The following is a 22,839-nucleotide window of genomic DNA, read 5'->3' on the forward strand; positions in this document are numbered from 1 at the left end:
GCCGCCGCGCAGGTCGCCGCGTCCGACCCGTGGACGCCCGGCGGGCAGGCCGCGCTCGTGGCGTACCGCGACGCGTTCGCCGCGCTGCTCGACGACCAGTTCCGCGCCGAGATCGAGCAGGAGCGCGCCGACACGCAGCGCCGTCAGGGCGGGCAGTCCGACGGGCAGCAGGATCAGCCGTCGGACGGCTCCACTGCTCCGCCCCCGACCGATCCGGGGACGGGCGGAGACACGCCGCCGGGAGGCGGTACCGACGACCCCGTCGGCTGAACGACGGCACTAACGCACGGACCTGCTCGTTGCCTGTGAGACCATATCTCCAGGGGAGTGAAGAAAGTTCGGAGGGGGCGACACACTCGTGAGCAAGAAGGCCGGGGAGCCTGGCGCGTCCGCCAGCGAGATCCCGATCCTGGCGGTCGGATCCGTCACGCAGCGCCGACGACGGCGGTTGGCCGCGATCGTCGACGGTCTGACGTGGAGCTTCGGCGTCGTCATCGCGATCGCCCTGCGGTTCGAGCTGCAGATGGATGCGGACTCCTGGATCGCCGCCGTCGTGCTGGCGCTCGTGGCCGGAGCCATCCAGATCGCGGTCGGGTACGCCACGGCCCTCTACCGTGGACGCTTCACCTACGGATCCTTCGACGAGGTCAGGACGCTCGCGCTGATCGTCGTGATCGAGGCGCTGCTGCTCTCGGTGGTCCTCATCCCGGTCGGCCCCCTGGTCGGCATCCCGCGCGGCACCCTCATGCTCGCGTTCCCGTTCGTCCTGCTGCTGATGTTCGGGGTGCGCTACGCCGCGCGCCTGGTGATCGAGCGCTCCCGCAAGCCGGGCGCCGACGCCGAACCCGCGCTCATCATCGGCGCCGGCTTCATCGGCGACAAGCTGCTCGCCAACATGACCACCGACCCGAACTCCCCGATCCGCCCCGTCGGGCTGCTCGACGACGACTCCGACAAGCGCAATCTGCGGCTGCGGGGCGTCGCGGTCGTCGGCACCACGCGCGAGCTCGCCGACGCGGCGCAGCGCACCGGCGCCAAGCTCGCCGTGATCGCGATCGCCCGCGCCGACAGCACCCTGCTGCGCACGCTCGCGGACCGGGCCGAGGCGGCGGGCCTGCGCGTGGCCGTGACGCCGACGCTGGAGATGATGACCTCGGGCGAGAAGGCTCTCACCGACGTGCGCGACATCAGCATCGAAGACCTCATCGGCCGGCACCCCGTCGACACCAACGTGGAGCTGATCGCCGGGTACATCACCGGGCGGCGCGTGTTGGTGACCGGGGCGGGCGGTTCGATCGGCTCCGAGCTGTGCCGCCAGATCGCCAAGTACGGGCCGCGCGAGCTCATCATGGTCGACCGCGACGAGACCGGACTGCAGGTGGCGCAGCTCGGCACCGCGGGGCACGGCCTGCTCGACACCAACGACGTGGTGCTGGCCGACATCCGCGATACAGACACGCTCGACCGCATCTTCCTGGAGCGGGAGCCGGAGGTGGTGTTCCACGCCGCGGCGCTCAAGCACCTGCCGATGCTGGAGCAGTACCCGGACGAGGCGTGGAAGACCAACGTCCTCGGCACGCTCAACGTGATCAATGCGTCCCGCCGGGTCGGCGTCTCGACGTTCATCAACATCTCCACCGACAAGGCCGCCAACCCCACGAGCGTGCTGGGGCACTCCAAGCGCGTGGCCGAGAAGCTCACCGCCTGGGCGGGGGAGGACACCGGCATGCGGTACCTGTCGGTGCGGTTCGGCAACGTGATCGGCAGCCGCGGGTCGATGCTGCCCACGTTCCAGCGCCTGATCGCCGAGGGGCGGCCGATCACGGTCACGCACCCGCAGGCCACGCGGTACTTCATGACGATCCCCGAGGCGTGCCAGCTGGTCGTGCAGGCGGGCGGCATCGGCCGGGCGGGCGAGGTGCTGATCCTCGACATGGGGGAGCCGGTGTCGATCCTCGAGGTCGCCAAGCGCATGATCGCGATGTCGGGCAAGAACATCGAGATCGTGTTCACGGGGCTGCGTCCCGGCGAGAAGCTGCACGAGGAGCTGGTGGGTTCGCGCGAGAACCTCGAGCGCCCCTTCCACCCCAAGGTGTCGCACACGCGCGTCGACACCATCACGCCCGAGCGGCTCGACAAGGAAGGGTGGATGCGGCGGATGTTCTCCAGCCCCCGCAACAACGACACCGTGACGATCGAGCCCGTGGCCGCAGACCTCGCCCACGGCCCTGACAGGTCCGGCCGAGAATGAGCCCTGCCATCTGGGGCGCGGCGGCGGTCTCTTTCGTCATCAGCCTTCTGTCCGTCGTCGCGCTCCGACCATTGCTGCGCCGCTACTCCGTGCTCGACGCGCCCACCGATCGGTCGTCGCACACCAGGGTCACCCTCCGTGGCGGCGGTATCGCCCCCTTCCTCGGCGTCTGCGGCGGCACGATCGTCGCCCTTGCGGTTCCCGCGGAGTTCCCCGTCGCCATAGTGCTCGCGGTCATCATCGGCGCGCTGCTCGCCGGGGTGTTGGGCCTCATCGAAGATGTACGCGGACTCCGAGTCCCGGTTCGCGCGCTCGGCCAGCTCCTCACCGGAGCCGCGATCAGTGTGCCGCTCGCTGTCGTCTTCTCTCAACCGTGGTGGCTGGCGGTTGTCGGGGCCATTGCTGTGGCGGCGTTCATCAACATTGCCAACTTCATGGACGGCATCAACGGCATCTCCGGCGTGCACGCCGCGCTCATCGGGGGTGCGTACGCGGTGGTCGGGGTTCTCGCCGGACTTCCCTGGGCCTCCGTGCTGGGACTCGTCGTGGCAGCCGCCTTCCTCGGCTTCCTGCCCTGGAACATCACGAAGCCAGGGTTGTTCCTCGGCGACGTGGGCAGCTACCTCCTCGGCGCGGTCGTTTGCGCGATCGCCGTGGCCACCCTGTGGGCCGGCGTTCCCCCGGTCGCGGTGATCGCCCCCCTCGCCATCTACCTGACCGACACACTCTTCACGCTCCTGCGGCGTGCGGCACGCGGCGAGGCCGTGCTGCAGTCGCACCGCTCGCACCTGTACCAGCGGCTCACCGACACCGGTTGGGGTCATGCGGCGACGACGACCGTCGTTGGGGCCTTCACGGTGCTCACGAGTGCCGTCGGTGTCGGCTCGCTCGCCGGCTGGATCCCCGCGTGGGCGGCCTGGCTCTTGCTGGTCGGAATCGGTGCGCTGTACATCGCCCTGCCGCGTCTGCGTGGCCATCGTGTTCCGCCCCCGATGTCGCTGGACCTCGAGCCCGTCGCCGAGCCGCTTCCGACGCCGCCGCGGCCCGCGCACGATCCCCGCGTGTGGGCGGTCACCGGGGCGACCGGCTTCGTTGGGAGCGCCGTCGTGGACCGGCTGCGTGCGGAGGGACTGCAGGTGCGTGCGATCCGCACCCCGCGCCTGTCCCTCTCCGTGAGCATCGGCTCTCCCGACGCCATCGCGGAGAATGCGGCGCACCATGCGGCACGCGGTGAGCTGGCCGAGCAGTTCGCCGGCGTCGACGTCGTGGTCAATGCCGCCGGACTGGCCACGCCGGGCGCGCCGCCGACCAGCGAGCTCTACGGCGCGAACGCGCTGCTGCCCGCCGTCGTCCTCCAGGCGGCCGACGACGCCGCCGTCGCGCGCGTCGTGCATCTGAGTTCCGCCGCGGTGCAGGGCCATCGCCCCGTCCTCGACGAGAGCATCGACGCCCAGCCCTTCTCTCCGTACTCCCGGTCGAAGGCCCTCGGCGAGCGGGCGTTCTTCCGCGTGCCCCGCACCCACGGCGCCGATGCCGTGGTGATCCGCGCCACCAGCGTGCAGGGAACGGGGCGGCCTACGACCGAGTCCTTCAAGCGCGTCGCCCGTTCATCGCTGGCGAGCGTCGCGGGTGACGGGGCCCAGCCCACCGTGGTCAGCAGTATCGACGGACTCGTCGACTTCGTCGTGCGAGTGGCGTCGAGCGATCGCACGGTGGGGCCGATCATGCTGCAGCCATGGGAGGGGCTGTCCACCGCCGACGTGCTCCGCGAGGCCCGGGGCGCGGAACCCCGCCGACTGCCCGCGTGGCTGTGCACCGTCGTCCTTCGCTCCGCCCGCCTCATCGGCAGGATCGTGCCCGAGGTTGCCGGCATCGAACGTCGTGTGGCCCTCATGTGGTTCGGCCAGGCGCAGGACTCCGCCTTCGCCGCGGACTTCCCCGCGGACTCCGAGCGGCTGCGCCGGCTCCTCCGCGAGGACCGGCCCGCGGCTCCCCTCGACCTGACCCACCCCCGACGGAAAGAGAACGTATGACTGTGCTGATCACGGGTGGCGCCGGATTCATCGGCTCCAACCTCGCACGCCACATCAACCGGGTGTCGCCCGAGACCGAGGTCCGCATTTTCGACGACCTCAGCACCGGCCGAATGAGCAACCTGGAGGGCGTCCGCGCGCAGTTCGTGGAAGGCACGCTGAGCGATCCCGCGGCCGTCGACGCGGCCGTCGACGGGGTGACCGCCATCGCGCATCTCGGTGCTCTGGGCAGCGTCCCGCGCTCGGTGGACAATCCGGTCGGCAGCCACAGCGCCAACCTCACCGGCACCCTCAATCTGCTCGAGGCCGCTCGCAGCCGCGACGCGTACGTCACCTTCGCCTCGTCGAGCTCCGTCTACGGCGCGAACACCGCCCTGCCGAAGTCGGAGTTCGACTGGACGCGGCCGATGAGTCCGTACGCCGTCACCAAGCTCGGCGCGGAGGCGTACGTGCTGGCGTACACCCACTCGTACGGGCTGCCTACGCTCGCGTTCCGCTTCTTCAACGTCTACGGTCCCTACCAGCCCGCCGATCACGCCTACGCTGCCGTGATCCCGCGCTTCGTGGACGCGGCGCTCTCGGGCCAGCCGGCCGTGGTGCACGGCGACGGTCAGCAATCGCGCGACTTCACCCACGTCGACTCCGTCTGCCAGACGCTGTGGTCGGCGATCGATCGTCGGCTCAACCTGCCCGATCCGGTCAATCTCGCGTTCGGCACGCGCACCACGCTGCTGGAGCTCCTCGACGTGATCGAGGACGTGGTCGGTGGGCCGATCGCCCGCGAGCATGTCGGTTCCCGCGCGGGCGACGTCCGCGCTTCGCAGTCCGATGGCGTGCGCCTGCGGGAGTACTTCCCCGACGTGGCACCGACGCCGCTGAAGGAGGGGATCGAGTCGACAGTCGACTGGTTCCGCCGGACCGCCGAAGCGTGATGCGACACACCATCGTCCTGGCGACGACCGTCGACGTCTCGCTCACGCTGCTCAGGGGGTTTCCGGAGTTTCTCGTCTCGCGCGGCTGGGATGTGCACATCGTCTCGTCGGGAGGACCGCGACTGTCGGCGCTGAGCACGCTCGAGGGCGTCACGGTGCACGTGATCCCGATGCGGCGCGCGCCCTCGCCGATCGCGGACGCAACCGCGCTGTTCGCCTGGCTGCGCCTGCTGCGCCGCGTGCGTCCGACCGTCGTCTCGCTCGGCACGCCCAAGGCCAGCCTGCTCGGTCTGGTCGCGGCACGGATGCGTCGCGTGCCCGTGCGGCAGTACTTGCTCCGTGGCCTGCGGTTGCACACGACACGTGGCGTCTTGCGGACGGTCCTGCGGCTGAGCGAGCGCACGGCGATGGCGATGGCGACCGACGTGGTCGCCGTCAGCGGAAGTCTGCGTGCCGAGGCCCTGTCGCTGAAGCTCAACGGGCGGCGCGACATCGCCGTGGTCGGCGGCGGCAGCTCGAACGGCATCGATCTCACACAGTTCGCGGTCGAGCGCTTCGACGCTGACGCGAGGGCAGCACTCGCCGCGTCGCTGGACCTGCGGCCGGCGATACCCGTCGTCGGGTTCGTCGGGCGTCTGACGCGTGACAAGGGCATCGACACACTCCTGCTGGCCGTCGAGGAAATGCAGGCTCACGGCACGGCGGTCGAGCTGTTGCTGATCGGTGGCTACGACGACGACGAGGCCGAGCGATGGATCCGCGACGCCCGGGACCGAGGGCTTCATGTCACCGTCGTCGACCACGTCGCCGACCCCGCGCCTTACATCGCTCTGTTCGACATCGCGTGCATCCCGTCGCTGCGCGAGGGCTTCTGCAACGCCGCGGCCGAAGCGTCCGCGATGGGTGTGCCTGTCGTCGGCACTCGCGTCACGGGGATGGTCGATCCGATCCGCGACGGCGTGACGGGCCTGCTCTCAGCGGCGGGGGACCATCGCGCGTTGGCACGCCACCTCACCGCGCTCGTCGTCGATCCCGCCCGCGCCGAGGCCCTCGGGGCGGCCGGGGCCGCGTTCATCCGCGAGAACTACGAGCGCACCACCGTGCAGGGGCGATATGAGGCACGGTTGCAGGCCCTCGCCTCGGGGAGGAACGCGTGAACGCTGTCCGCAGGAATCCGCACGCCTCGCCGGCCCGCGCGGTGCTCCACGTCTTCTCCGCACTCGACCGAGGTGGCGCGGAGCTGCGCACGATCGACGTCGTCCGTGCGACCGGTCTCCGCTCGCAGTTCCTGGCGGCCTCCGGCCGGGCCGGGGCGCTCGACGAGACGCTCAAGAGCGAAGGGCACGACGTGCACCGGCTCCGAGTGCGCGGCCCAGGAGGCCTCGCGCGCATGGCGCTCCTGGTGCGACGTGAAAACGTCGGCGCGGTGCACTCCCACCTGGGCAGCGCGTCCGGCCCCCTCCTTCTCGCGGCCTGGGCGGGCGGCGCGCGCGTGCGCATCGTGCACTGCCGGAGCGATGCCGTCGGTGGTCGCTCCACTCCGCTGAAGCGTGCGTTGCTCGGAGCGTCCCGCGTGCTTGCGCGTCTGCTCGCGACCGATATCGTCGGCGTCAGCCCCTCCGCGCTCGCCGGCTCTGGTCTGGTCCGCGGGAAGTGGCGCACGCGTGCGCGGGTGGTGCCGAACGGTCTGGACGCCGCCGCTCTTCGTGAGCGCGCCGGTCGTGGGCGTCTCGTCCGTGCGGAGGACTCCGACACCCTCGTCGTCGCGAGCATCGCCCGCGCCGAGTCAGCCAAGAACCGAATGCGGACGCTCGCCATCTGGGCGGAGCTGGCACGCGCTCGGCGCACCACGCTCCGGCTGATCGGGCGCATGAGTCCCGCCGAGATGGCGGAGGCCGACCGGGTCGCCGCATTGGCACACGTCACAGCCTCCGGGTCTCGCATCGTCGTCGTCGGCGAGACAGATCAGGTGGCCGAGGAACTCGGAGCCGCCGACGTGCTCCTGGTCACGTCGATCCGTGAGGGGCTTCCCGGCGTGGTGCTCGAGTCGCTGGCCTGCGGCACCCCGGTCGTGGCGACCGATCTGCCGGGCGTGCGCTGGATCTCCACGCAGGTGACGGGCGTGCACACGCTGTCGCTCGACGAACTCGATGACAGGTGGGTGCAGAGTCTCCTCGACGCCCCCGCGGACCGCGACGCGATCGCCGCCTCGTTCGCCGCCAGCCCGTTCCAGCTCGCTGCCGCAGCGGACGCGCATCGCGCGCTGTGGCGGGTCCCCGGCGCCCGACCGTTTCCCCGCGTCCTTCGCTTCTTCAGCCTCGTCAAGCTGCACCGGGATACCTCCGGTGCCTACCGGGCCCTCACACCGCTGATGTCGAACGAGGAATGGGCGCCATTCCTCGAGGCGTTCGACCGCGTGGAGATCTACACCCGCGTGGACGAGTCGGTCATCGACGACGAGGGATACCTCCTGGACGACGAACGCATCAGCGTGTTCCCGCTGCCGTACTACGACGGCTGGCGCTCCTACTTCCTTCGCGCCCGGCGAATCAATCGGGCGATCGACGCCGCCATCGTCGACGACCGCTACGCCTACGGACTCTGGGCACCGAACCAGCTGGTCTCCCACGTTGCTCGCCGTACCAAGGCCCGCGACGCCGAGTTGCTCATCCGCCTCATCGGCGATCCGGAGGACGTTCTGACCGCCATCGTGCCGCGTCCGGTCGGACCGGTGCTGGCGAAGCTGGTGCGCCGGTCGACGGCCGCCGCGGTGCGCAAGGCGACGGCGGTGGTCTACGTCACCCTGCGCACACTGCAGGCGAAGTACCCGGCATCCCCGGGTGCGGACGTGCTGGCGCGGACCAACCTGCGGCTGGAACAAGCCGTCTTTGACATCGAGAAGAAGGATTACACCGCATTCCTCGCGGGTGGGCCCGTCTCTGTGATCGCCGTCGGCAGCCAACAGCAGAACTACAAGGGCCACGACCTCCTCATCGACGCGATCGCGGCGCTACGTCGCGAGGGCCGCGATGTGACACTCACCCTGGTGGGGCAGGGCGCGTTGCACGAGACACTGAAGGCGCACGCGGAGCGGGTCGGTCTGCCGGTTGCGTTCATCCCCCGCGCGGGGAGCACCGCCGACGTGGCCAGACTCATCGCGACTCACGATATCCTCGTGATGCCCTCGCGGACCGAGGGGATGCCGAAGGTACTTCTCGAAGCGATGTCCGTCGGCGTTCTCGCGGTGGGGGCGAGTGTGGGTGGCATCATCGAGGTTCTCGATCCGCGGTTTCGGTTCGTCCCCGACGACGGAGCGGCGGTCGCTGATCGGCTGCGGTCGTTCCTCGACGATCGAGCCAAGGTACCCGCCGCGATCGCCGAGCAGCAGACGGTGTTCCAGAAGATCTGGCACGAGCACTCGGGCGCGTCGGTCATGAGCAGCTTTCTGAAGGGATGGTCAGGTCATCGTGACGCGTGAAGACGCCGTCGAGGACACCGGGCTCGCGACTTCCGCGACGCGGGAGGGCACGCGCGGGCGGGACCTGTACCGCCGCGCCCTGCCGGCGATCCGCGTGCTGAGTCGCCTGGTGGAGGCGTTGCCGCGTGGCACACGGCGGCGTCTGATCGACTTCCGCTCCGGTTCGGACGGAAAGGTCGCCCGGCTCGTCAGATTCGTCGCGCTGCGCAGCGTGGCCGGGTCATGCGGTGAGCTCGTCGACGTCCACCGCCATTGCGACCTGCTCGGCGTCGAGGGCCTCCGCCTCGGCTCTCGGATCAGCATCCATCCCAAGTGCTACCTCGATGCGACCGGCGGCATCTCCATCGGAGACGATGTGTCCATCGCGCACCACACGACCATCCTTTCCACCACGCACACCTGGAGCGAAGAGGGACTTGCGATCCGTGACCAGCCGCTGGTCGCCGCGCCCACCCGCATCGCGCGCGACGTCTGGATCGGGGCCGGCGCGCGCATCATGGCGGGTGTCACCATCGGCGAGCGCTCGATCGTGGCCGCGGGGGCCGTCGTGACCCGCGATGTCGCGGCTGGCTCCATCGTCGCCGGGGTCCCTGCACGGGTGATCCGTGAGATCTGATATGGCTGCCGGAGCGCGAGAGACCAAGACCGTGGCGGTGGTGGCGCCGGAGGTCGGTCACGCCGACCGCGCCCGCGCGCTACGCTACCTGTTCGTCTGGGGGGCGATCCTCATCGTGCTCCTCGTGCAGGCGGAGGCGACGGATCCAGAGCGCATCGTGATGGCGGTCGAGTCTCTTCTGGTGTTCGCGTTCGCGTTCTACTGCCTGAGCCGGTGCACGGCCACCGGTTTCTGGTCGCCCGCCTCTCTGTTTCTGCTCGTGGTCGCGATCTTCCACATCAGCCTCATCGCGCACATGCTCACCGGGGTGGACCCGGAGTTGCCGAGGGCCGCGGACTACGTCTGGTACACCGGAGCGGCCGGGGCCAGGGCGCTCCAGCTCACGACGATCGGGATGGCCGCTTACACGGCCGCTGCGCTGCTGCGGGTGGGAGTGCACCGCGACCGGGTGCGTACCGAACGCACCGACGACGGCAGCTTGGCGATCCGGTTCTCCCGGCTGGGCGCACTCGTGCTAATCCTCGGCGTCCTCGCCTGGTTCTGGATGGCCACCTCGACCGTTGGCATCGCCGGGATCACCGGGTCGTACCAGAGCTTCCTGGCGGCGACGCAGGCCACCGACATCCACCTCACGTATCCGCTCATCGCGGTCGGACTCGGACTCGCCGCGTTGACGCCACTCGGCGTCATGCAGAAGACCGCACTCGTACTCTTCGCGATCTTCGGTGTTTTCGGCTTCTTCCTCGGTCTCCGTGGTGAGGTTTTGTTCCCGCTGGCGGTCGCGGTCTCGGTTATGGCCACACGCCGCAAGATGCCCAACTTCGGTCTGGTCGCCGTCGGTGGACTGCTCCTGCTCACTCTCATCAACGCCGCGAAGGAGATCCGTCAGGCGGGCCTGGGCGAGACGGGGTTCAGCCTGGCCGATGCCACGCCATTGGCCGCTCTGTCGGAGCTGGGGCAGACGCTCCGTGTCGTGACGACCGTCGTCAACTGGCATGACTTCGGCGGGGAACCCTTCCGCGGCGGCGACACCTACACCGTGTCGGTGGCACGTCTTGCCGAGCAACTGTTCATGACGGAGCGACCGTCGGCGCTGACGGACTTCCGGCTGTTCAACATCGAGATCTCCACGCGGGCGGGGAACATCGGCGGCTCGATCATCGGAGAGGCCTTCCACAACTTCGGCACCGGCGGTGTGGTCCTGGTCCTCGCGCTGAGCGGCCTGCTCTTCGCCGGATTCTCGCTCGGCCGGCCGTCACCGCTCTCCTTGGCGCTCTACGTGGTGATCGCGGTGCCGCTGTACAACCACATCCGTAACTCCTTCGTGCCGGTGCTGCCCAGCGTCGCGGTGGGGGTCATTCTCGTGCTGCTGGTCTACGCAACGCGGCGCTTCTCCCTTTCCCGACCCCGGACCGCTGCGCGTGCGTAGGGTCCTCCGGCTCATCAGTTCGGGCGTCGTCAGCCGGGCGGGCCGGACGACGCTGTGGTCGTTCGGGAACGTCGCGCTGGCTACCGTGGTCGGCGTTATCACGGCCCGTCTGCTCGGTGTCGACCTGCGTGGTGTCCTCGGCATCTTCGTCTCGGTGGCTGGGCTCGTGGTCTTGGTCGGCACCTGGGGTACCAACGTCGCCATCCGCCGCCTGTTGCCGCGGGGTGAGATCAGCGCGAAGCAGTACCTGCAGGTCAGCGCATTCCTGTTCCTGTTCCACGTGCTGCTGTTGCTGCTGGTGGTGTGGGGGCTGAGCGTGCTCGTCGATACGACATTCGCCGAACCGGTGGTGTTCTTCGGCTTCCTCGCATACGGCGCCGCCTACTTCTGGTCCAACCAGCTGCTCGATCTGATGAATGCCTCTGGACTGATGTCAAAGTCGGCAGCCACCAACGCGCTTGGCACGGCGGTCTGCATGGCGGCTCTCGTGGTGGCTGCGCTCGCCGGGGCGGGGCTCGGCGGAGTGGTGCTCTGCTACTTCGTATCCATGCTCGCCCAGATCGGCATCGGCATCGTCACCCTGCGGCACTCCTTCGGCGGCGTCGCGCAGCCGGGGGCCCGCGGGCATCTGCTCCGCCTGGGCCCGAAGCTGCTCGGACTGAACCTGGGTCAGGCGATCGCCTACCGGGCCGACACGGCACTGATCGGCGCCCTCGGCTCGGCAGGCGCGGCAGGCATCTACGCCGTCGCCACGACACCCGCCTCGGTGCTCACGATGCCGGCGACGGCGCTCAGCCAGGTGGTGATGCACGACGCGGCGGCGCGGACCATCTCCTTCCGCGGGATCCTCCGCCGCGTGTTCGGCCTGATGGCCGCTCTCGCCGTGCTCGTCGTCGTCGGCTGGCTGCTGGCGGATCTGGTGATCGCGATACTCTTCGGGCCCGATTTCGCGGAGGCGGCCGGTGTGCTCCGGGTGCTCCTGCTCGCGCAGCTGCTGCTGGTGCCGTTCATCGTCTTCTCCCGTGTCGTCGTGGCGTGCGGTGCGACCTGGTCCGCCAGCCTCCCCGGCATCGTCGGCGCCGTCACGCTGGTGGGGCTCGGTGTCGTCCTGATCCCCGGTCTCGGGGCCTTCGGCGGCGCCTGGGCGAGCGTCTGCGCGTACGCGGCGATGTCACTGGTGAGTTTCGTTCAGGTGTTCCGGTACCGGGACACGCTGCGCACGCCCGCATCGGACGACCGGAGCACGACGTGAGAAGGAAGGATCGCGGATGCTGAGAAGACTGTGGAGGTCAACGGCGCGGTGGTGGCGGTTCCGTCGCGACCCGATCGGTGCGGCTCGGGCGATGGGCGTCTCCGTGGGGGAGCGGTGCCGGTTCCTCGGGGTGTCGGCGAGCACCTTCGGGTCGGAGCCGTATCTGATCTCGATCGGCGACCACGTCACCGTCACGGGGGACGTCCGCTTCGTCACCCACGACGGCGGGGTGTGGGTGCTGCGGGACCGTCATCCCGATCTCGACGTGCTCGCCCCGATCTCGATCGGCAACAACGTGTTCATCGGGCTGCGCGCGACCATTCTCCCCGGGGTGACGCTCGGCGATGACGTGGTGGTCGCCGCCGGCAGCATGGTGACCCGGTCCTTCGGCGACGGGGTCGTCATCGGCGGTGTCCCGGCCCGCGTCATCCGCACGCTCGAGGAGTACGAGGCGGCGGCGGTCGCCGCGGGCATCCGGGTCAAGGGAATGGACCCGGGCGAGAAGCGCCGCACGCTGGTCGCGCACTTCGGCCTGGACCGACCGAGGTAGCGCGGCGCGGGAGGCGGCCGGAGCCGCCCCCGCTCACAGCAGCGAGACGTTCTCGGCGCGCGGCACGCGGTTGCGCGTGTCGAGCACGCGGGCACCCGAGTGGGCGACGACGTCGTAGTCGAAGGCGTCGTGGTCGGTGATGACGATCACCACATCCTGCTCCGTGAGGAGCTGCTCGCTGAACTCCTCGCGGGCCACGTTCGCCGGCCAGTTCGCCTCCGAGACGTGCGGGTCGACGGCGGCCAGGTCGGCGCCGAACCTGTTGAGCAGTTCGATGATCCGGATCGACGGCGACTCGCGGCTGTCGCCGGAGTTCTTCTTGTAGGCGATTCCGAGAAGCAGCACGCGGGCGCCGTTGAGCGCCTTCTTGTCGTTGTTGAGCAGCTCGATCGCGCGCTGCACGACGTAGTCGGGCTGGTGCTCGTTGAGGTCGTTGGCGAGCTCGACGAAGCGGAAGCTCTGACCGAGGGTGCGGCGCACCTGCCACGACAGGTAGCTCGGGTCCACCGGCAGGCAGTGCCCGCCGACACCCGGGCCGGGGGTGAACTTCATGAAGCCGAACGGCTTGGTGGCCGCCGCGTCGATGGCCTCCCAGACGTTGACGCCGAGCTGATTGGCGAAGATGGCGAGCTCGTTCACGAGCGCGATGTTCACGTGCCGGAAGGTGTTCTCCAGCAGCTTGGTGAGCTCGGCCTCCTTGGGCGTCGACACCGGGACGGTGCGGTCGACCAGCGACGAGTAGAACGCGTCGACCTTCTCCCGAGACCCGGCGTCGATGCCGGAGACGACCTTGGGGGTGTTGACGAAGGAGTACACCTGGTTGCCCGGGTCGATGCGCTCCGGGCTGTAGCCGACGAAGAAGTCCGTGCCGGCCGTCAGTCCCGAACCGGACTCGAGGATCGGGACCAGGAGTTCTTCGGTCGTCCCGGGGTACGTGGTCGACTCGAGGATGATGGTCGCGCCGGTCGAGACGTGCGCGGCGAGCGACGCGCCGGCGCTCTCGATGAAGGAGAGATCGGGGAGCGTCTCGCGCAGCGGTGTCGGAACGGTGATCACGGCCACGCCGAACCCGTCGATGCCGTCGTAGTCGGAAGCCACGCTGTAGCGCCCCGAGTCCAGCGCCGCCTGGAGCTGTGCGTCCGGGATGTCCTCGACATAGGAGGTCCCGGCGGCGAGGGCCGACACGCGAGACCGGTCCAGGTCGACGCCGATGACGGTGTAGCCGACCTCGACGGCGCGCATCGCGAGCGGCAGCCCGACGTAGCCCTGACCGACGACAACGACGGGACGAGAATCTCTGCTCATGTACTGGTTCCTGTTGCTCGATGGGGATGTCTCGGCGACGCCCCGGCCGGAGACGGAACGTCAGTCACACCGCGGAGCAACAACCAGCTTGGCATATCCCTCCGCCCGGGAGGACCACCACCGGTCAGCCGTTCGCGCACCCCTCGGCGGTGGAGACGGGCGTCTCCCGCGTCATGGGGGTGTGCCAGACGTCGACCGAGGCGCCGGGAGCGCCGGCGGCGGCGAACGAGAAGCTCAGCACATGGCTCGCAGTGAAGTCGTGCAGGATCTCGACCTTGTAGGCGGGGCGGCCGAGGTGCTCGCCCGTGCTCACGGCGTCGACGGGTTGTCCGTCGAGCGTGAGCGATTGCAGGCTGGAGCCCTGCGGTCCGTAGATCACGACATAGGAGCTGATCTCCCCCGCCGGGTAGTTCACCCCGACGATGTGGCCGGGCAGACGCGCGGCCTCCTCCGCCGTCAGGCTCGACGTCAAGGTGACGTCACCGCCGACGGCCTCTGGTGTGCGGCACGTCTGGATGGTCATGTCGAGGTAATAGGACTTCTTCGACCCGGTGTTGTCGTTGACGAACACACCCACGACGCTGGTGTCGTCGGTGTCGGCGGGCAGCACGCCCGCCATCCGCGAGCCGGAGATCAGCGTGGTCTCCTGGGGGTCACGCGACCAGTAGAGCAGGCGTCCCTCGCTCGCGGCGTGGTCGAGGGCGGTGACGAACCGGTCCGGGGCGAACTGTCCCGCGGTGATCTTGCTGAAGATGCCGGCCGCGGCCGCCCCGAAGAACACGTTCTGCTCGTCCGGGTCGTACTGGAAGTAGACCTCGTTGAGCAGCAGCGGCACGGCATTGTCGGCCGTGAGCGACTGGCCATCGGGCAGCGCCACCGGACCGGTCGCATCCAGTAGGTACGAGAGCGCGACGGGATCCAGAGAGATGACCGCGTCGAAATCTTCGTCGAAATACTCGGACCACCAGCCTTCCGCGATGCGGACCGCCTCCGGATAGTCGGGGACCATGGTGAGGTCGGGCGTGAAGCGGCCGATGTTGTCGCCGTAAAGGGCGACCTCATCGTCGGACAGGGGCACGATCGGCGCGCGGCGGTTCTGCAGGAAGTCGCGGCTCTGCGCCTCGCCGCTGACGGCGATCGCTCCTCCGTCGGTGCGGACGGTCAGAAACACCGCCGGGTTGCCACCGAGGCTGCGCGCCTCGGAGTTGCCCTGGAACATGAGCAGGTAGTCGCGCGGTCCGCTCCCACCGAGCGCGTTCGGAAGGATCGAGACGATATCGCGTGCCGGTGCGATCAGGGGCTGAATGCGATCAACGGCGTCGGAGAGGCGCTGTACGCCGTCCTGGACTTCGGGCAGAAGCCCGGCGCTGTCGATCCGGCTGAGCGAGGAGACGGAGTCGGCCAGGCCCTGGTCGATGGTGTCGAGGAGCGGCGCAAGCGCGGCGACCGCAGCCAGGTCGATGCGCCCGCCCACCGGACGGAAAGCGTCGAGGTTCACGGCACTCGCCGGAGCGACGACGTCGGTGGCGAGCCCGGCGGTCGTCTCAGCGACGATGCGCACGGCGCGGAAGTTGTCTCCGACGAACGGCACGCCTTCGGCGAGGCCCCACGCGCGGCCTCCCGACTCGGCGACGGCGGCCCGGGTTTGCACGGAGAGTTCGGAGCTGGCTCGCGCCGCAGCGTCGGCATCACCCGAGAGGATCGCGCGTTGCACGGCGGCGACCTCGGTCATGGCCTGCTCCAGGTGACCCCGGACCGACATCGCGCGGTCGTACAGGTTCTTGGCGACGAAGGCGCCTCCGATGAGGACGGCGAGCAGCAGCATGATGACGACGAGCCAGATCCAGCGGCGACGACGCGGGCGACGAGGCGGGGCGGCCTGTTCCTCCGGCTCATCCGCGGCCAGGGGCTCCCCGGATTGAGGGACGGTCGTGGTGCCTGTCGATGCCGCCGCCCGGAGTCTGCGGGCTTCTTGTCGACTTGTCGGGCGGGGGGCATCAACCATGCGTCCATTGAATCATCCTCGTTCGAACGTTCGGTGTGACGAATGATGGGGTCCGAACGCAGGGATGTGAGAAGGTCGTGTTCATGGCCCCTGTCGAGCGCATGTCAGCCTGCGGGCGAACTGCGCGCCCACCTCGGAGAAGGCGTCGGCCATGACGGTGCGGGTGTCCCACGTTGCGGCTGTCGCCCTGGCACATGCTCTGGTCGCGGACGTCGCCGAGCGCGGCGGCATACGAGCGCTCGTGATCAAGGGTCCGGTGGCCGTGGCGCAGGGGTTGCGGGCTCCGCGCCTCTCGGCCGACGCGGACGTGCTGGTGGCACCGGAGGACTTCGCGCGCTTCTGCGAGGACCTGGTCGCGCGCGGATGGCATCCTGCGCTGTACCGCGAGCCGCCGCGCATCATGACGATCCACTCGAAGACGTTCACGCACGACGACTGGCCGTGCGCGATCGACGTCCATCACTACTTTCCCGGGCTGTTCGGCTCTCCGCAGGAGGTCTTCGACCGGCTGTGGCAGACGCGCCAGATCGCAGTGATAGCGGAGCGGGAGATCGTCGTTCCCTCGACGGCGGGAATGGCGGTGTTCGTCGCGCTGCACGCGCTCCGCGCCCCCGACGACCCGCGCAGCCCTGGCGACCTCGACGTGCTGACCACTGCTCTGCGCGAACGCTTCGGGCCCGCTACGCAGCGCGAGTTCGTCGAGATCGCGCGAGTCGGCCGTGCACAGTGGACGCTCGCTCCGGTGCTCACATCGCTCGGGTGGGTGGGAGACGATGACGCGACCGTGGAGGAGAAGGCCGTCTGGAGGGACAACCAGCGCGACGTGATGAGCAAGTCGGCGCTGGTCTGGGGACGGGAGTTCCGCGCGGCGCTGCGCAGCGGCCGCATCCGCGGCATCGTTGACGCGGTGTGGATTCCCCGCGCCTCGATGCCGCGTCGCCGGGAGGACACGCTGCCGACCGTGCGGGAGCACTGGGCCTATCAGATCGAGCGGTGGCGACGCGGATTGCGGATCGCGCGTGCGAGCCGTCGCGACGAGTGAGCGGGATCCTGCGGCGCACGACGGCCGGGAGGGGTCTGCTCGCTAGGCTGGCGCCATGACCAAGCCGGTGCCCGTCGATCCTGCTGTCGGTGCCATGTGGCGGCTCCGGGCCACGGGCGTCGCCGACCGGGAGGGCCGCGTCGCCGTGCTCGTCCCCGTCGAGAACGCCGGTCGTCCTCCGTCAATGCCATCGGAACCGTCACGGTATATGCGCCTAGGCGGCGACGTGCTCTCGATCGACGGCCAGGGCGGGGTATTCACCTCATCCACCGTCGAGTCGGCCGACGCCGCGGGGGAGACCCCCGCCTCCTTGACAGCGGGCGCGTTGCGGCTCGTCCGCGTCGTGCTGCTCGTGCCCGACGAGGATCCCACCGTCCGGGACCCGCAGACGTGGAGCAAAGAGCGGGCGCTGGCGATGCTCGTGGAGCGCAGCGAGGCCCTCACGGCGCTACGGACGCCGCTGCGCACGATTGCCGCGCTGCTGGACGCCGTCGGCCACCCGGTGGTCGTGCGGTGGAGCGCGGCCGTATCGGTGGACGACGTCCTGGACGCTGTCTTCGACGTCGCTGCGCCTGGCGGACCGATCCGTGTCGCCCCCGAGGTCGAAACGGCGGTGATCGCCACCGCTTCGGTCCGAGTCGGCGGAATATTCCGGGGTCCGTTCCTCGATGCGCTTGCTCTGCCCGAGGGGCGCACCGCAGTGCTGAGCGCGCATCTCGGCGGCGCGCATCTCCGGATCCTCGATCGCACGGAGTCGGCCGTGTGGCATGCCGCTGACGGCGCACCGCTCGGCGAGCTCCTCATGCGGGTCGGACGGCTGACGGCAGGGCGCCAGGCGGGCGTGTCGCACGCCGAGGCGATGACGACGCTGCACGCAGAGGGTCTGCTGCGTGAGGAGCCGTCCTGGTCGGTGCGCGCCACGGCGGCCTGGGTGGCCGAGGATGAGCGCACGACCGTGCTGGACCTCGCGGCAGGACCCTCGCGCCTTCTCGCGCTGGACGGGTCAGCGCATTGGATCTGGACGATCCTCGCGGAGCGGTCCTCTCTCACCGAGCGCGACCTGGTCGACGAGTGTGCGCGTCTCTTCGGAGTCGCGGCGGACAGCATCGCCGCCGACGTTCGTGGCCTGCTCGAACAGCTCCGGAACGAAGGCCTGCTTCGGCCGACATGAGGTGGCCCGCTCCGCCTCGCCGTCGCGCACACGGCGCCCGGCAGAATACTGTCGAGTGATGGCTCACGAACTCGCACCGCGGTCGCGGCGGCTGGTCGTCCCCGATGTGCTGCGCGGGATCGCGATCGTCGCCATGCTCATCGCTCACGCGGCGCCGTTTCTGCCCGAGATGCCGCGGAGCGCCCGCTTCCTCACCGCCATGTTCAGCGAGCTGGCGTCCCCTCTGTTCGCTGTGGTGATGGGCATGTCAGCGCAGCTCATGTGGCAGGCGAGTGGGCGCGTCGGCATCACGCTGCTTCAGCAACTGCTTCGCGGGCTGTTCCTTGTGGTGCTGGGCGTGTGGATGGCCTCGTGGGGGTCGTGGGTGGCGGTCATTCTCGCGTACCTCGGACTCCTGCTGATTCTCGGGGCGCCGATCCTCCTCGCTCGCACGTCCGTCGTGATCGCGGTCGCCGCGGTCATGTTTGTCGTCAGTCAGCCCCTGCTCGCCGCGGCTCAGACCTGGACATGGGTGTATACGGCGCCGACGCCGGTTCGCGAGCTGATGACGTGGCTGTTCCTCGGGCCGCAGTACCGGGTGGTGAACCTGTTGCCGATGTTCCTTCTCGGGGCACTCCTCATCCGGCACGGGCTGCGGCGAGACCTCCTGCTGGGGGTCTTGGCGGCCTCGGGCGCGGTCTCCTACGCGGTCTGGGGCGTCGCGCAACGACTGGGTGACGTGCGATCGGGGGAGTACCTCGACACGATGAAGGACCTGGGCCTCGTGCTTGTCGTCTACGTCTGCGTCGTCCTCGCCGTGACAGTGCGACGACCGGGTGCGGAGCGGTTCTGGAGCAGAGTGTTCGTCCCCCTGGTCGCCTGCGGTCAGGTAGCGCTATCGCTGTACCTGCTGCACGTCGGGCTCATCGCGCTGTGGAACACCGCGTACGGTCGCCCGGTCGAGGACCTCTGGGTGGGGTGGCTGGTGATCGTTCCCGGGGTGATCGTGCTCGGATGGCTGTGGTGGCGTTTCGTAGGGACGGGGCCGGTGGAGTGGGTAATGGGGAGGATCACCGCACGGCCGAAGCCCTTGCGGCGCAAACGCGGGCTCAGGGCCCGCCCCACCGGGTGATCGGCCAGAGGATCGGTCCTGCCTTGCCGGTGACCTCGTCCCGGGTCATCCATCGCACGCAGTCCTCGTCGGCCTCGACGTTCCCGCGGCAGGGGGCCACGGAATCGGCGGAGTTCGCCCGGTTGTCGCCGAGCATCAGATAGGACCCGGCGGGAACCGTCACGGCGGGGAAGCAGCGCGTCGACACGGGGACGGAGTCGCAGTCGAGTTCGCCGGAGACGAACGGCAGGTCGTGCGCCACGTACGGCTCGGCGATCGGCGCTCCGTCGACCACCACGGCCCCACCGGCGTCGCAGCATTCCACGGTCTGCCCGGGGCCGGCGATCACGCGCTTGACGAGTACGTAGGGTCGGATGCCCGTGACCTCCCCGATCTTGTCCAGGGCGCCGCGCACCGCGTCGCCCGACGCGTCCGGCCGCTCCCACCCGTCGCCCGGACGGAACACCGCGATGTCACCCGGTGCCGGGTCCGCGGCCAGGTACGCCAGGCGGTTCACGATGAGCCGGTCCCCGGGCTCGAGCGTGGGGGTCATCGAGTTCGACGACGGTTGTCCGACGAACGCCACAATCAGCAGCGCGAGGCTGAGCGCGAGGGCGACATGGAACCATACACTGCGCACGAACCGCCGGCGCGGCCGGGCGGGCTCAGTCGTCGTCATCGCTTCTCCGGTCGCGCGGGCGGGGCCTCTTCATAATGTCAGACCGCACGTGACCGGGCGCCGCAAGCCGCTGCGACGCACGCGCTGACCCGCGGCACGCACGAGGGGTGCGGTGTCGGCACCGCACCCCTCGTGGCCGGCTCGTCAGAGGAGCGTGATGCCCACGTTCGAGGTGGTCGTGTTGTTGCCGGTCACGTCGTCGCCCGCGACGGTGGCCGTCATCGTCTGCTGCGGTCCGCCGAGCAGCCCGGTCACGATGCTCAGGTTCAGCAGCGAGTCGAGCGTCGTGCCCAGGTTGATCACCACGTTGCCGCCCGCCGGGATCGACGGGAGCGTGAGGGTGTAGTTGCCGTCGGTGCCGGCGACGGTGACACCGGCGACCGGGCCGATGTTCAGGGTCAGCAGCGACGGCGTGTACTGGATGGTGGTCGTGGCGCCGGCGGGGGAGGCGGCCGGGCCGTCGTTGGTGATCGTGAGCGTGTTGACCGTGGCGATGCTCGCGACGGCCAGGGGTCCTACGCCCAGGCTGAGCGTGATCGGCCCGCTAAGCGCGGGGACCAGGTCGCTGTCGGTGAGCGATGCGGCGGCCAGCGGCGTCGCCACCGCGGCCGCGATGACGGGGACCGACCAGGCCGCGCCCTTGACGACCGTGCGGCGCGAGATGCCCTTGTTCTTCTGGATTTCCTCGGTCACGTGAGTGTCCTCCCTCGTAGATGCAGATGCGGTTTCCCGCGGTGTCGTGAAGAGGCGACACGTTGTCTGCATCCCCCAGGAGCCCCTCCGTGGACCTCAAGCTAGGGCGGCGGGGAAGGGCGTTCCGGGGCTTCCCGCGAAAGACGCGCGGGGTGCGCCGAACCTGCGCGGAGTGTGCTCTGGGAGGGGCGCGCGGGCTAGGCGCGGCGGGCCGAGCGGAGCGCGCGCGGGGTTGCGGAGTAGGACTCGTCGAGGGCGCGGCGCAGGCTCATCGGCGACTGGAAGCCGGCGCGCTGCGCGATCTGGTCGATGCTCAGCACGTCATAGCGGCTGTCCATCAGCAGGGAGTGCGCCAGGCGGGCCCGCTGTCGCCGGATCTCGCCCGCCACGCTGTTGCTCACCTCGGAGAACACCAGCTGCAGCTGGCGCAGCGACGACTGCACCTCGCGCGCCACCCTGGCCGGGTTGAGCGACGGGTCGCCGCACTGCTGGGCGATCACCGCGATCGCCCGCTCGCGCAGGACCTCGTGGGGCGTGCCCTGCCCGGTGACACCGCCCACGCGGTCGAGCACGAGGGCGCCGCTCATCTCCATCACCAGCTGCTCGATCGCGTACTGCTCGATGGCCGACGCGTGCGCATCGGTGTCGAGCAGGCCGGCGATGAACCGTTGCAGCGACGCATCCAGCAGCCGCCGTTCGGGGTACACGCTCGCGTCGGGCGGGAGGGAGGGCACGAAGGACGCGATGGCCGAGCGGGGGACCAGTGCCGCGACGCAGCGCCAGACCCCGGCCGCACGGAGCCGCCGGGTGATGCCGTGCGGTGCGATGACGAGGCCGCTCTCGGTCTCCACCCAGGGCTCGCCGTCGACGCGCGACCACAGGGCCTGCGCCTCCAGGAACGCGAACACCGAGTGGTCGGGGTAGGCGCTGACCGTGTCGACGGTGAGCTCGGACGTGGCGCCGCCCATTCCGAGCAGCAGCACCCCTCCCGAGCTGCGCACGCGCGAGCGGAGACCGGGGTGGTCCCCGACTCGACGGATCCCGTGCAGGGAGAGCTCGCGGTCGTCGATCGAGTGGGCGGCCTTGGTGTTCACGAGGTCCTCCTCAGAGGTTCCGTTCCGCGGGGGGATCCGGGCGGAGGTTCGCTCCGCCCCGATCGCTCGAGGGTTCGGGGCGCACCGCCGGTGGACGACACTGCCCGATTTGAACAAGTATTCAGTGGAGCGCGCGGAAGTACAGGGGTGATCAGAGAATTCCCGCGCCGACGGGCACGGGGATGGTGGTGGTCGCCGTCGCGACGGTCCCGCCGATGGTGACCGTGAGCGTCACGGGGAAGGTCGCGAGCGCGCTCACCGTGACGCCGGTCGACGCTCCGGCGAGCCCGACGACGACCGACAGGTCCACGGCGCCGTCCGGGGCGACCGTGACGGTGCGCGTGCCGGTCCACGTGGTGGCGGGGAACCCGGACTGCCCGACGATCGGCGCGGTCTCGTAGACCGCGGTGCGTTCGCCCGCCGTCGTCCTGACACCGTCGACGGACCAGACGCCGATGCCCCGCGCGCGGCCGAGCGAGAGCGTGAGGTCGGTGGGACGCCCGATCGCGATCGTGATCGTCGCCGGGGCGGCGGTGATCGGGCTCGGCCCGTTCACGATCGTGAAGCGGGTGGGCACCGTGACCACGTTCTGGCTGGTGAGGACGCCGCCGCCGTCGAGCAGGGGAAGGGCCACGAGTGAGGTGGTGGCGCCCGTCCAGGCCAGGCTGAAAGTGGTGGCGCTGGCGGCCGCGAGCGGTGCGGCGGCGGCCAGCGCGATCACCGGGACGCTCCACGCGGCGGCATGCAGGACGGCTCGTCGCGACGGTCGGGGTGGGGGACGGTCGTCGTCGATCATGGGGCTCTCTCCCGTGGGTGCAGAAGCGTGACGTGCGGTCGCGGAGCGGCGACACGAACCGTCTGCATCCCCCAGGAGCCCTCCGTGGAAGAGACGGTAGGGGCGGGCGGACGGGCACGGGCGGCGCACCGGGGAAAAGCGCGCTGTGCGCGTTCTTTCTGCGCGGATTGTGCGTTCGACTCGGGGTGGGCGAAAGCGCCGCGGGCTCGGCCGCCGCCCCGGGGAGCTGCCGCGGTGCACGGATAGGCTGGCGCCATGTCCGACCGCATCCGGGTCGCCGCGATCGGCGCCGTCATCGACATCGACGCGTCGACCAGGGGTCCGGTGTTCGCGGATCGGGTGCGCGCCGCCTGGAGCGACGCGCTGACCGACGCCGACGGCCCGCTGCACTCCGTCGTCCGCGTTCGGGAGGGCGGCGACGAC

19 protein-coding genes are annotated in these 22,839 nt (G+C 70.0%); 13 read left to right on the top strand and 6 right to left on the bottom strand.

The window, feature by feature from the left end; genetic code table 11:
• The 10 genes from DW309_RS19240 to DW309_RS20105 form a co-directional block, all read left to right on the top strand.
• On the top strand, nucleotides 1-270 hold a 270-nt coding region (locus DW309_RS19240), incomplete at its 5' end, for a hypothetical protein (protein WP_205812592.1).
• Nucleotides 271-358: 88 nt separating this feature from the next.
• On the top strand, nucleotides 359-2,251 hold the full coding sequence (locus DW309_RS02185; protein ID WP_240753101.1) for a polysaccharide biosynthesis protein: 1,893 nt from the start codon (nucleotides 359-361) through the stop codon (nucleotides 2,249-2,251).
• On the top strand, nucleotides 2,248-4,284 hold the full coding sequence (locus tag DW309_RS02190) for an NAD-dependent epimerase/dehydratase family protein (RefSeq protein ID WP_136044422.1): 2,037 nt from the start codon (nucleotides 2,248-2,250) through the stop codon (nucleotides 4,282-4,284). Before DW309_RS02185 ends, DW309_RS02190 begins: the two co-directional genes overlap by 4 nt.
• Entirely contained in the window at nucleotides 4,281-5,216 is a 936-nt protein-coding gene (locus DW309_RS02195) for an NAD-dependent epimerase/dehydratase family protein (RefSeq protein ID WP_136044423.1), read from the top strand. The genes DW309_RS02190 and DW309_RS02195 overlap by 4 nt, the downstream gene beginning before the upstream one ends.
• The gene (locus DW309_RS02200) at nucleotides 5,216-6,373 is read left to right on the top strand and encodes a glycosyltransferase (protein ID WP_240753102.1); all 1,158 of its coding nucleotides are present in this window, start codon (nucleotides 5,216-5,218) and stop codon (nucleotides 6,371-6,373) included. The genes DW309_RS02195 and DW309_RS02200 overlap by 1 nt, the downstream gene beginning before the upstream one ends.
• A 233-nt stretch (nucleotides 6,374-6,606) precedes the next feature.
• A complete protein-coding gene (locus DW309_RS02205; RefSeq protein WP_275089568.1) occupies nucleotides 6,607-8,694 on the top strand; it encodes a glycosyltransferase in 2,088 nt (695 codons plus the stop codon).
• Nucleotides 8,684-9,310 carry an acyltransferase gene (locus tag DW309_RS20100; protein ID WP_275089560.1) on the top strand — a complete coding sequence of 209 codons (627 nt, stop codon included), beginning with the start codon at nucleotides 8,684-8,686 and terminating at the stop codon, nucleotides 9,308-9,310. The genes DW309_RS02205 and DW309_RS20100 overlap by 11 nt, the downstream gene beginning before the upstream one ends.
• Nucleotide 9,311: 1 nt before the next feature.
• Complete coding sequence (gene wzy, locus DW309_RS02215) at nucleotides 9,312-10,739, top strand: O-antigen polysaccharide polymerase Wzy (protein ID WP_136044426.1); 1,428 nt, start codon at nucleotides 9,312-9,314, stop codon at nucleotides 10,737-10,739.
• A complete protein-coding gene (locus DW309_RS02220; protein WP_136044427.1) occupies nucleotides 10,732-11,991 on the top strand; it encodes a lipopolysaccharide biosynthesis protein in 1,260 nt (419 codons plus the stop codon). Before wzy ends, DW309_RS02220 begins: the two co-directional genes overlap by 8 nt.
• Nucleotides 11,992-12,007: 16 nt before the next feature.
• Complete coding sequence (locus DW309_RS20105; protein ID WP_136044428.1) at nucleotides 12,008-12,541, top strand: acyltransferase; 534 nt, start codon at nucleotides 12,008-12,010, stop codon at nucleotides 12,539-12,541.
• 33 nt (nucleotides 12,542-12,574) lie between these two features.
• On the opposite strand, the gene DW309_RS02230 is transcribed toward DW309_RS20105, so the two are convergent.
• The gene (locus DW309_RS02230; RefSeq protein ID WP_136044429.1) at nucleotides 12,575-13,846 is read right to left on the bottom strand and encodes a nucleotide sugar dehydrogenase; all 1,272 of its coding nucleotides are present in this window, start codon (nucleotides 13,844-13,846) and stop codon (nucleotides 12,575-12,577) included.
• Between the two features lie 124 nt (nucleotides 13,847-13,970).
• On the bottom strand, nucleotides 13,971-15,671 hold the full coding sequence (locus DW309_RS02235; RefSeq protein WP_136044430.1) for a DUF4012 domain-containing protein: 1,701 nt from the start codon (nucleotides 15,669-15,671) through the stop codon (nucleotides 13,971-13,973).
• Between the two features lie 331 nt (nucleotides 15,672-16,002).
• On the opposite strand from DW309_RS02235, the gene DW309_RS02240 reads away from it, so the two are divergent.
• From DW309_RS02240 to DW309_RS02250, 3 genes are all read left to right on the top strand, one after another.
• Nucleotides 16,003-16,893 (top strand): nucleotidyltransferase family protein, encoded by an 891-nt coding sequence (locus DW309_RS02240; protein WP_136044431.1) that lies wholly within the window; start codon nucleotides 16,003-16,005, stop codon nucleotides 16,891-16,893.
• 343 nt (nucleotides 16,894-17,236) lie between these two features.
• Nucleotides 17,237-18,064, top strand: coding sequence for a PqqD family protein (locus tag DW309_RS02245; protein ID WP_136044432.1), 828 nt, complete (start codon nucleotides 17,237-17,239; stop codon nucleotides 18,062-18,064).
• 58 nt (nucleotides 18,065-18,122) lie between these two features.
• Entirely contained in the window at nucleotides 18,123-19,175 is a 1,053-nt protein-coding gene (locus tag DW309_RS02250) for an acyltransferase family protein (RefSeq protein ID WP_136044433.1), read from the top strand.
• Here the strand turns inward: DW309_RS02250 and lepB are convergent.
• From lepB to DW309_RS19245, 4 genes are all read right to left on the bottom strand, one after another.
• Nucleotides 19,153-19,833, bottom strand: coding sequence for a signal peptidase I (lepB, locus tag DW309_RS02255; RefSeq protein ID WP_136044434.1), 681 nt, complete (start codon nucleotides 19,831-19,833; stop codon nucleotides 19,153-19,155). The two genes, DW309_RS02250 and lepB, sit on opposite strands and share 23 nt — an antisense overlap.
• 144 nt (nucleotides 19,834-19,977) lie before the next feature.
• A complete protein-coding gene (locus DW309_RS02260; protein WP_136044435.1) occupies nucleotides 19,978-20,526 on the bottom strand; it encodes a hypothetical protein in 549 nt (182 codons plus the stop codon).
• A 197-nt stretch (nucleotides 20,527-20,723) separates the two neighbouring features.
• Complete coding sequence (locus DW309_RS02265) at nucleotides 20,724-21,620, bottom strand: helix-turn-helix domain-containing protein (RefSeq protein WP_136028737.1); 897 nt, start codon at nucleotides 21,618-21,620, stop codon at nucleotides 20,724-20,726.
• A 151-nt stretch (nucleotides 21,621-21,771) separates the two neighbouring features.
• Complete coding sequence (locus tag DW309_RS19245; RefSeq protein ID WP_168387145.1) at nucleotides 21,772-22,416, bottom strand: hypothetical protein; 645 nt, start codon at nucleotides 22,414-22,416, stop codon at nucleotides 21,772-21,774.
• Nucleotides 22,417-22,839: the final 423 nt, after the last annotated feature.

This window comes from Microbacterium sp. K41, from assembly GCF_004794395.1.
GTDB lineage: Bacteria > Actinomycetota > Actinomycetes > Actinomycetales > Microbacteriaceae > Microbacterium > Microbacterium sufflavum.

What these genes read in the sequence shown, in the direction of transcription:
- lepB (WP_136044434.1), bottom strand. Translation starts at nt 19,833, where the DNA reads ATGACGACGACTGAGCCCGCCCGGCCGCGCCGGCGGTTCGTGCGCAGT.
- DW309_RS02235 (WP_136044430.1), bottom strand. Translation starts at nt 15,671, where the DNA reads ATGCTGCTGCTCGCCGTCCTCATCGGAGGCGCCTTCGTCGCCAAGAAC.
- wzy (WP_136044426.1), top strand. Translation starts at nt 9,312, where the DNA reads ATGGCTGCCGGAGCGCGAGAGACCAAGACCGTGGCGGTGGTGGCGCCG.
- DW309_RS02230 (WP_136044429.1), bottom strand. Translation starts at nt 13,846, where the DNA reads ATGAGCAGAGATTCTCGTCCCGTCGTTGTCGTCGGTCAGGGCTACGTC.
- DW309_RS02205 (WP_275089568.1), top strand. Translation starts at nt 6,607, where the DNA reads ATGGCGCTCCTGGTGCGACGTGAAAACGTCGGCGCGGTGCACTCCCAC.
- DW309_RS02195 (WP_136044423.1), top strand. Translation starts at nt 4,281, where the DNA reads ATGACTGTGCTGATCACGGGTGGCGCCGGATTCATCGGCTCCAACCTC.
- DW309_RS02250 (WP_136044433.1), top strand. Translation starts at nt 18,123, where the DNA reads ATGGCTCACGAACTCGCACCGCGGTCGCGGCGGCTGGTCGTCCCCGAT.
- DW309_RS02240 (WP_136044431.1), top strand. Translation starts at nt 16,003, where the DNA reads ATGACGGTGCGGGTGTCCCACGTTGCGGCTGTCGCCCTGGCACATGCT.
- DW309_RS02200 (WP_240753102.1), top strand. Translation starts at nt 5,216, where the DNA reads ATGCGACACACCATCGTCCTGGCGACGACCGTCGACGTCTCGCTCACG.
- DW309_RS02190 (WP_136044422.1), top strand. Translation starts at nt 2,248, where the DNA reads ATGAGCCCTGCCATCTGGGGCGCGGCGGCGGTCTCTTTCGTCATCAGC.
- DW309_RS19245 (WP_168387145.1), bottom strand. Translation starts at nt 22,416, where the DNA reads ATGATCGACGACGACCGTCCCCCACCCCGACCGTCGCGACGAGCCGTC.
- DW309_RS20105 (WP_136044428.1), top strand. Translation starts at nt 12,008, where the DNA reads ATGCTGAGAAGACTGTGGAGGTCAACGGCGCGGTGGTGGCGGTTCCGT.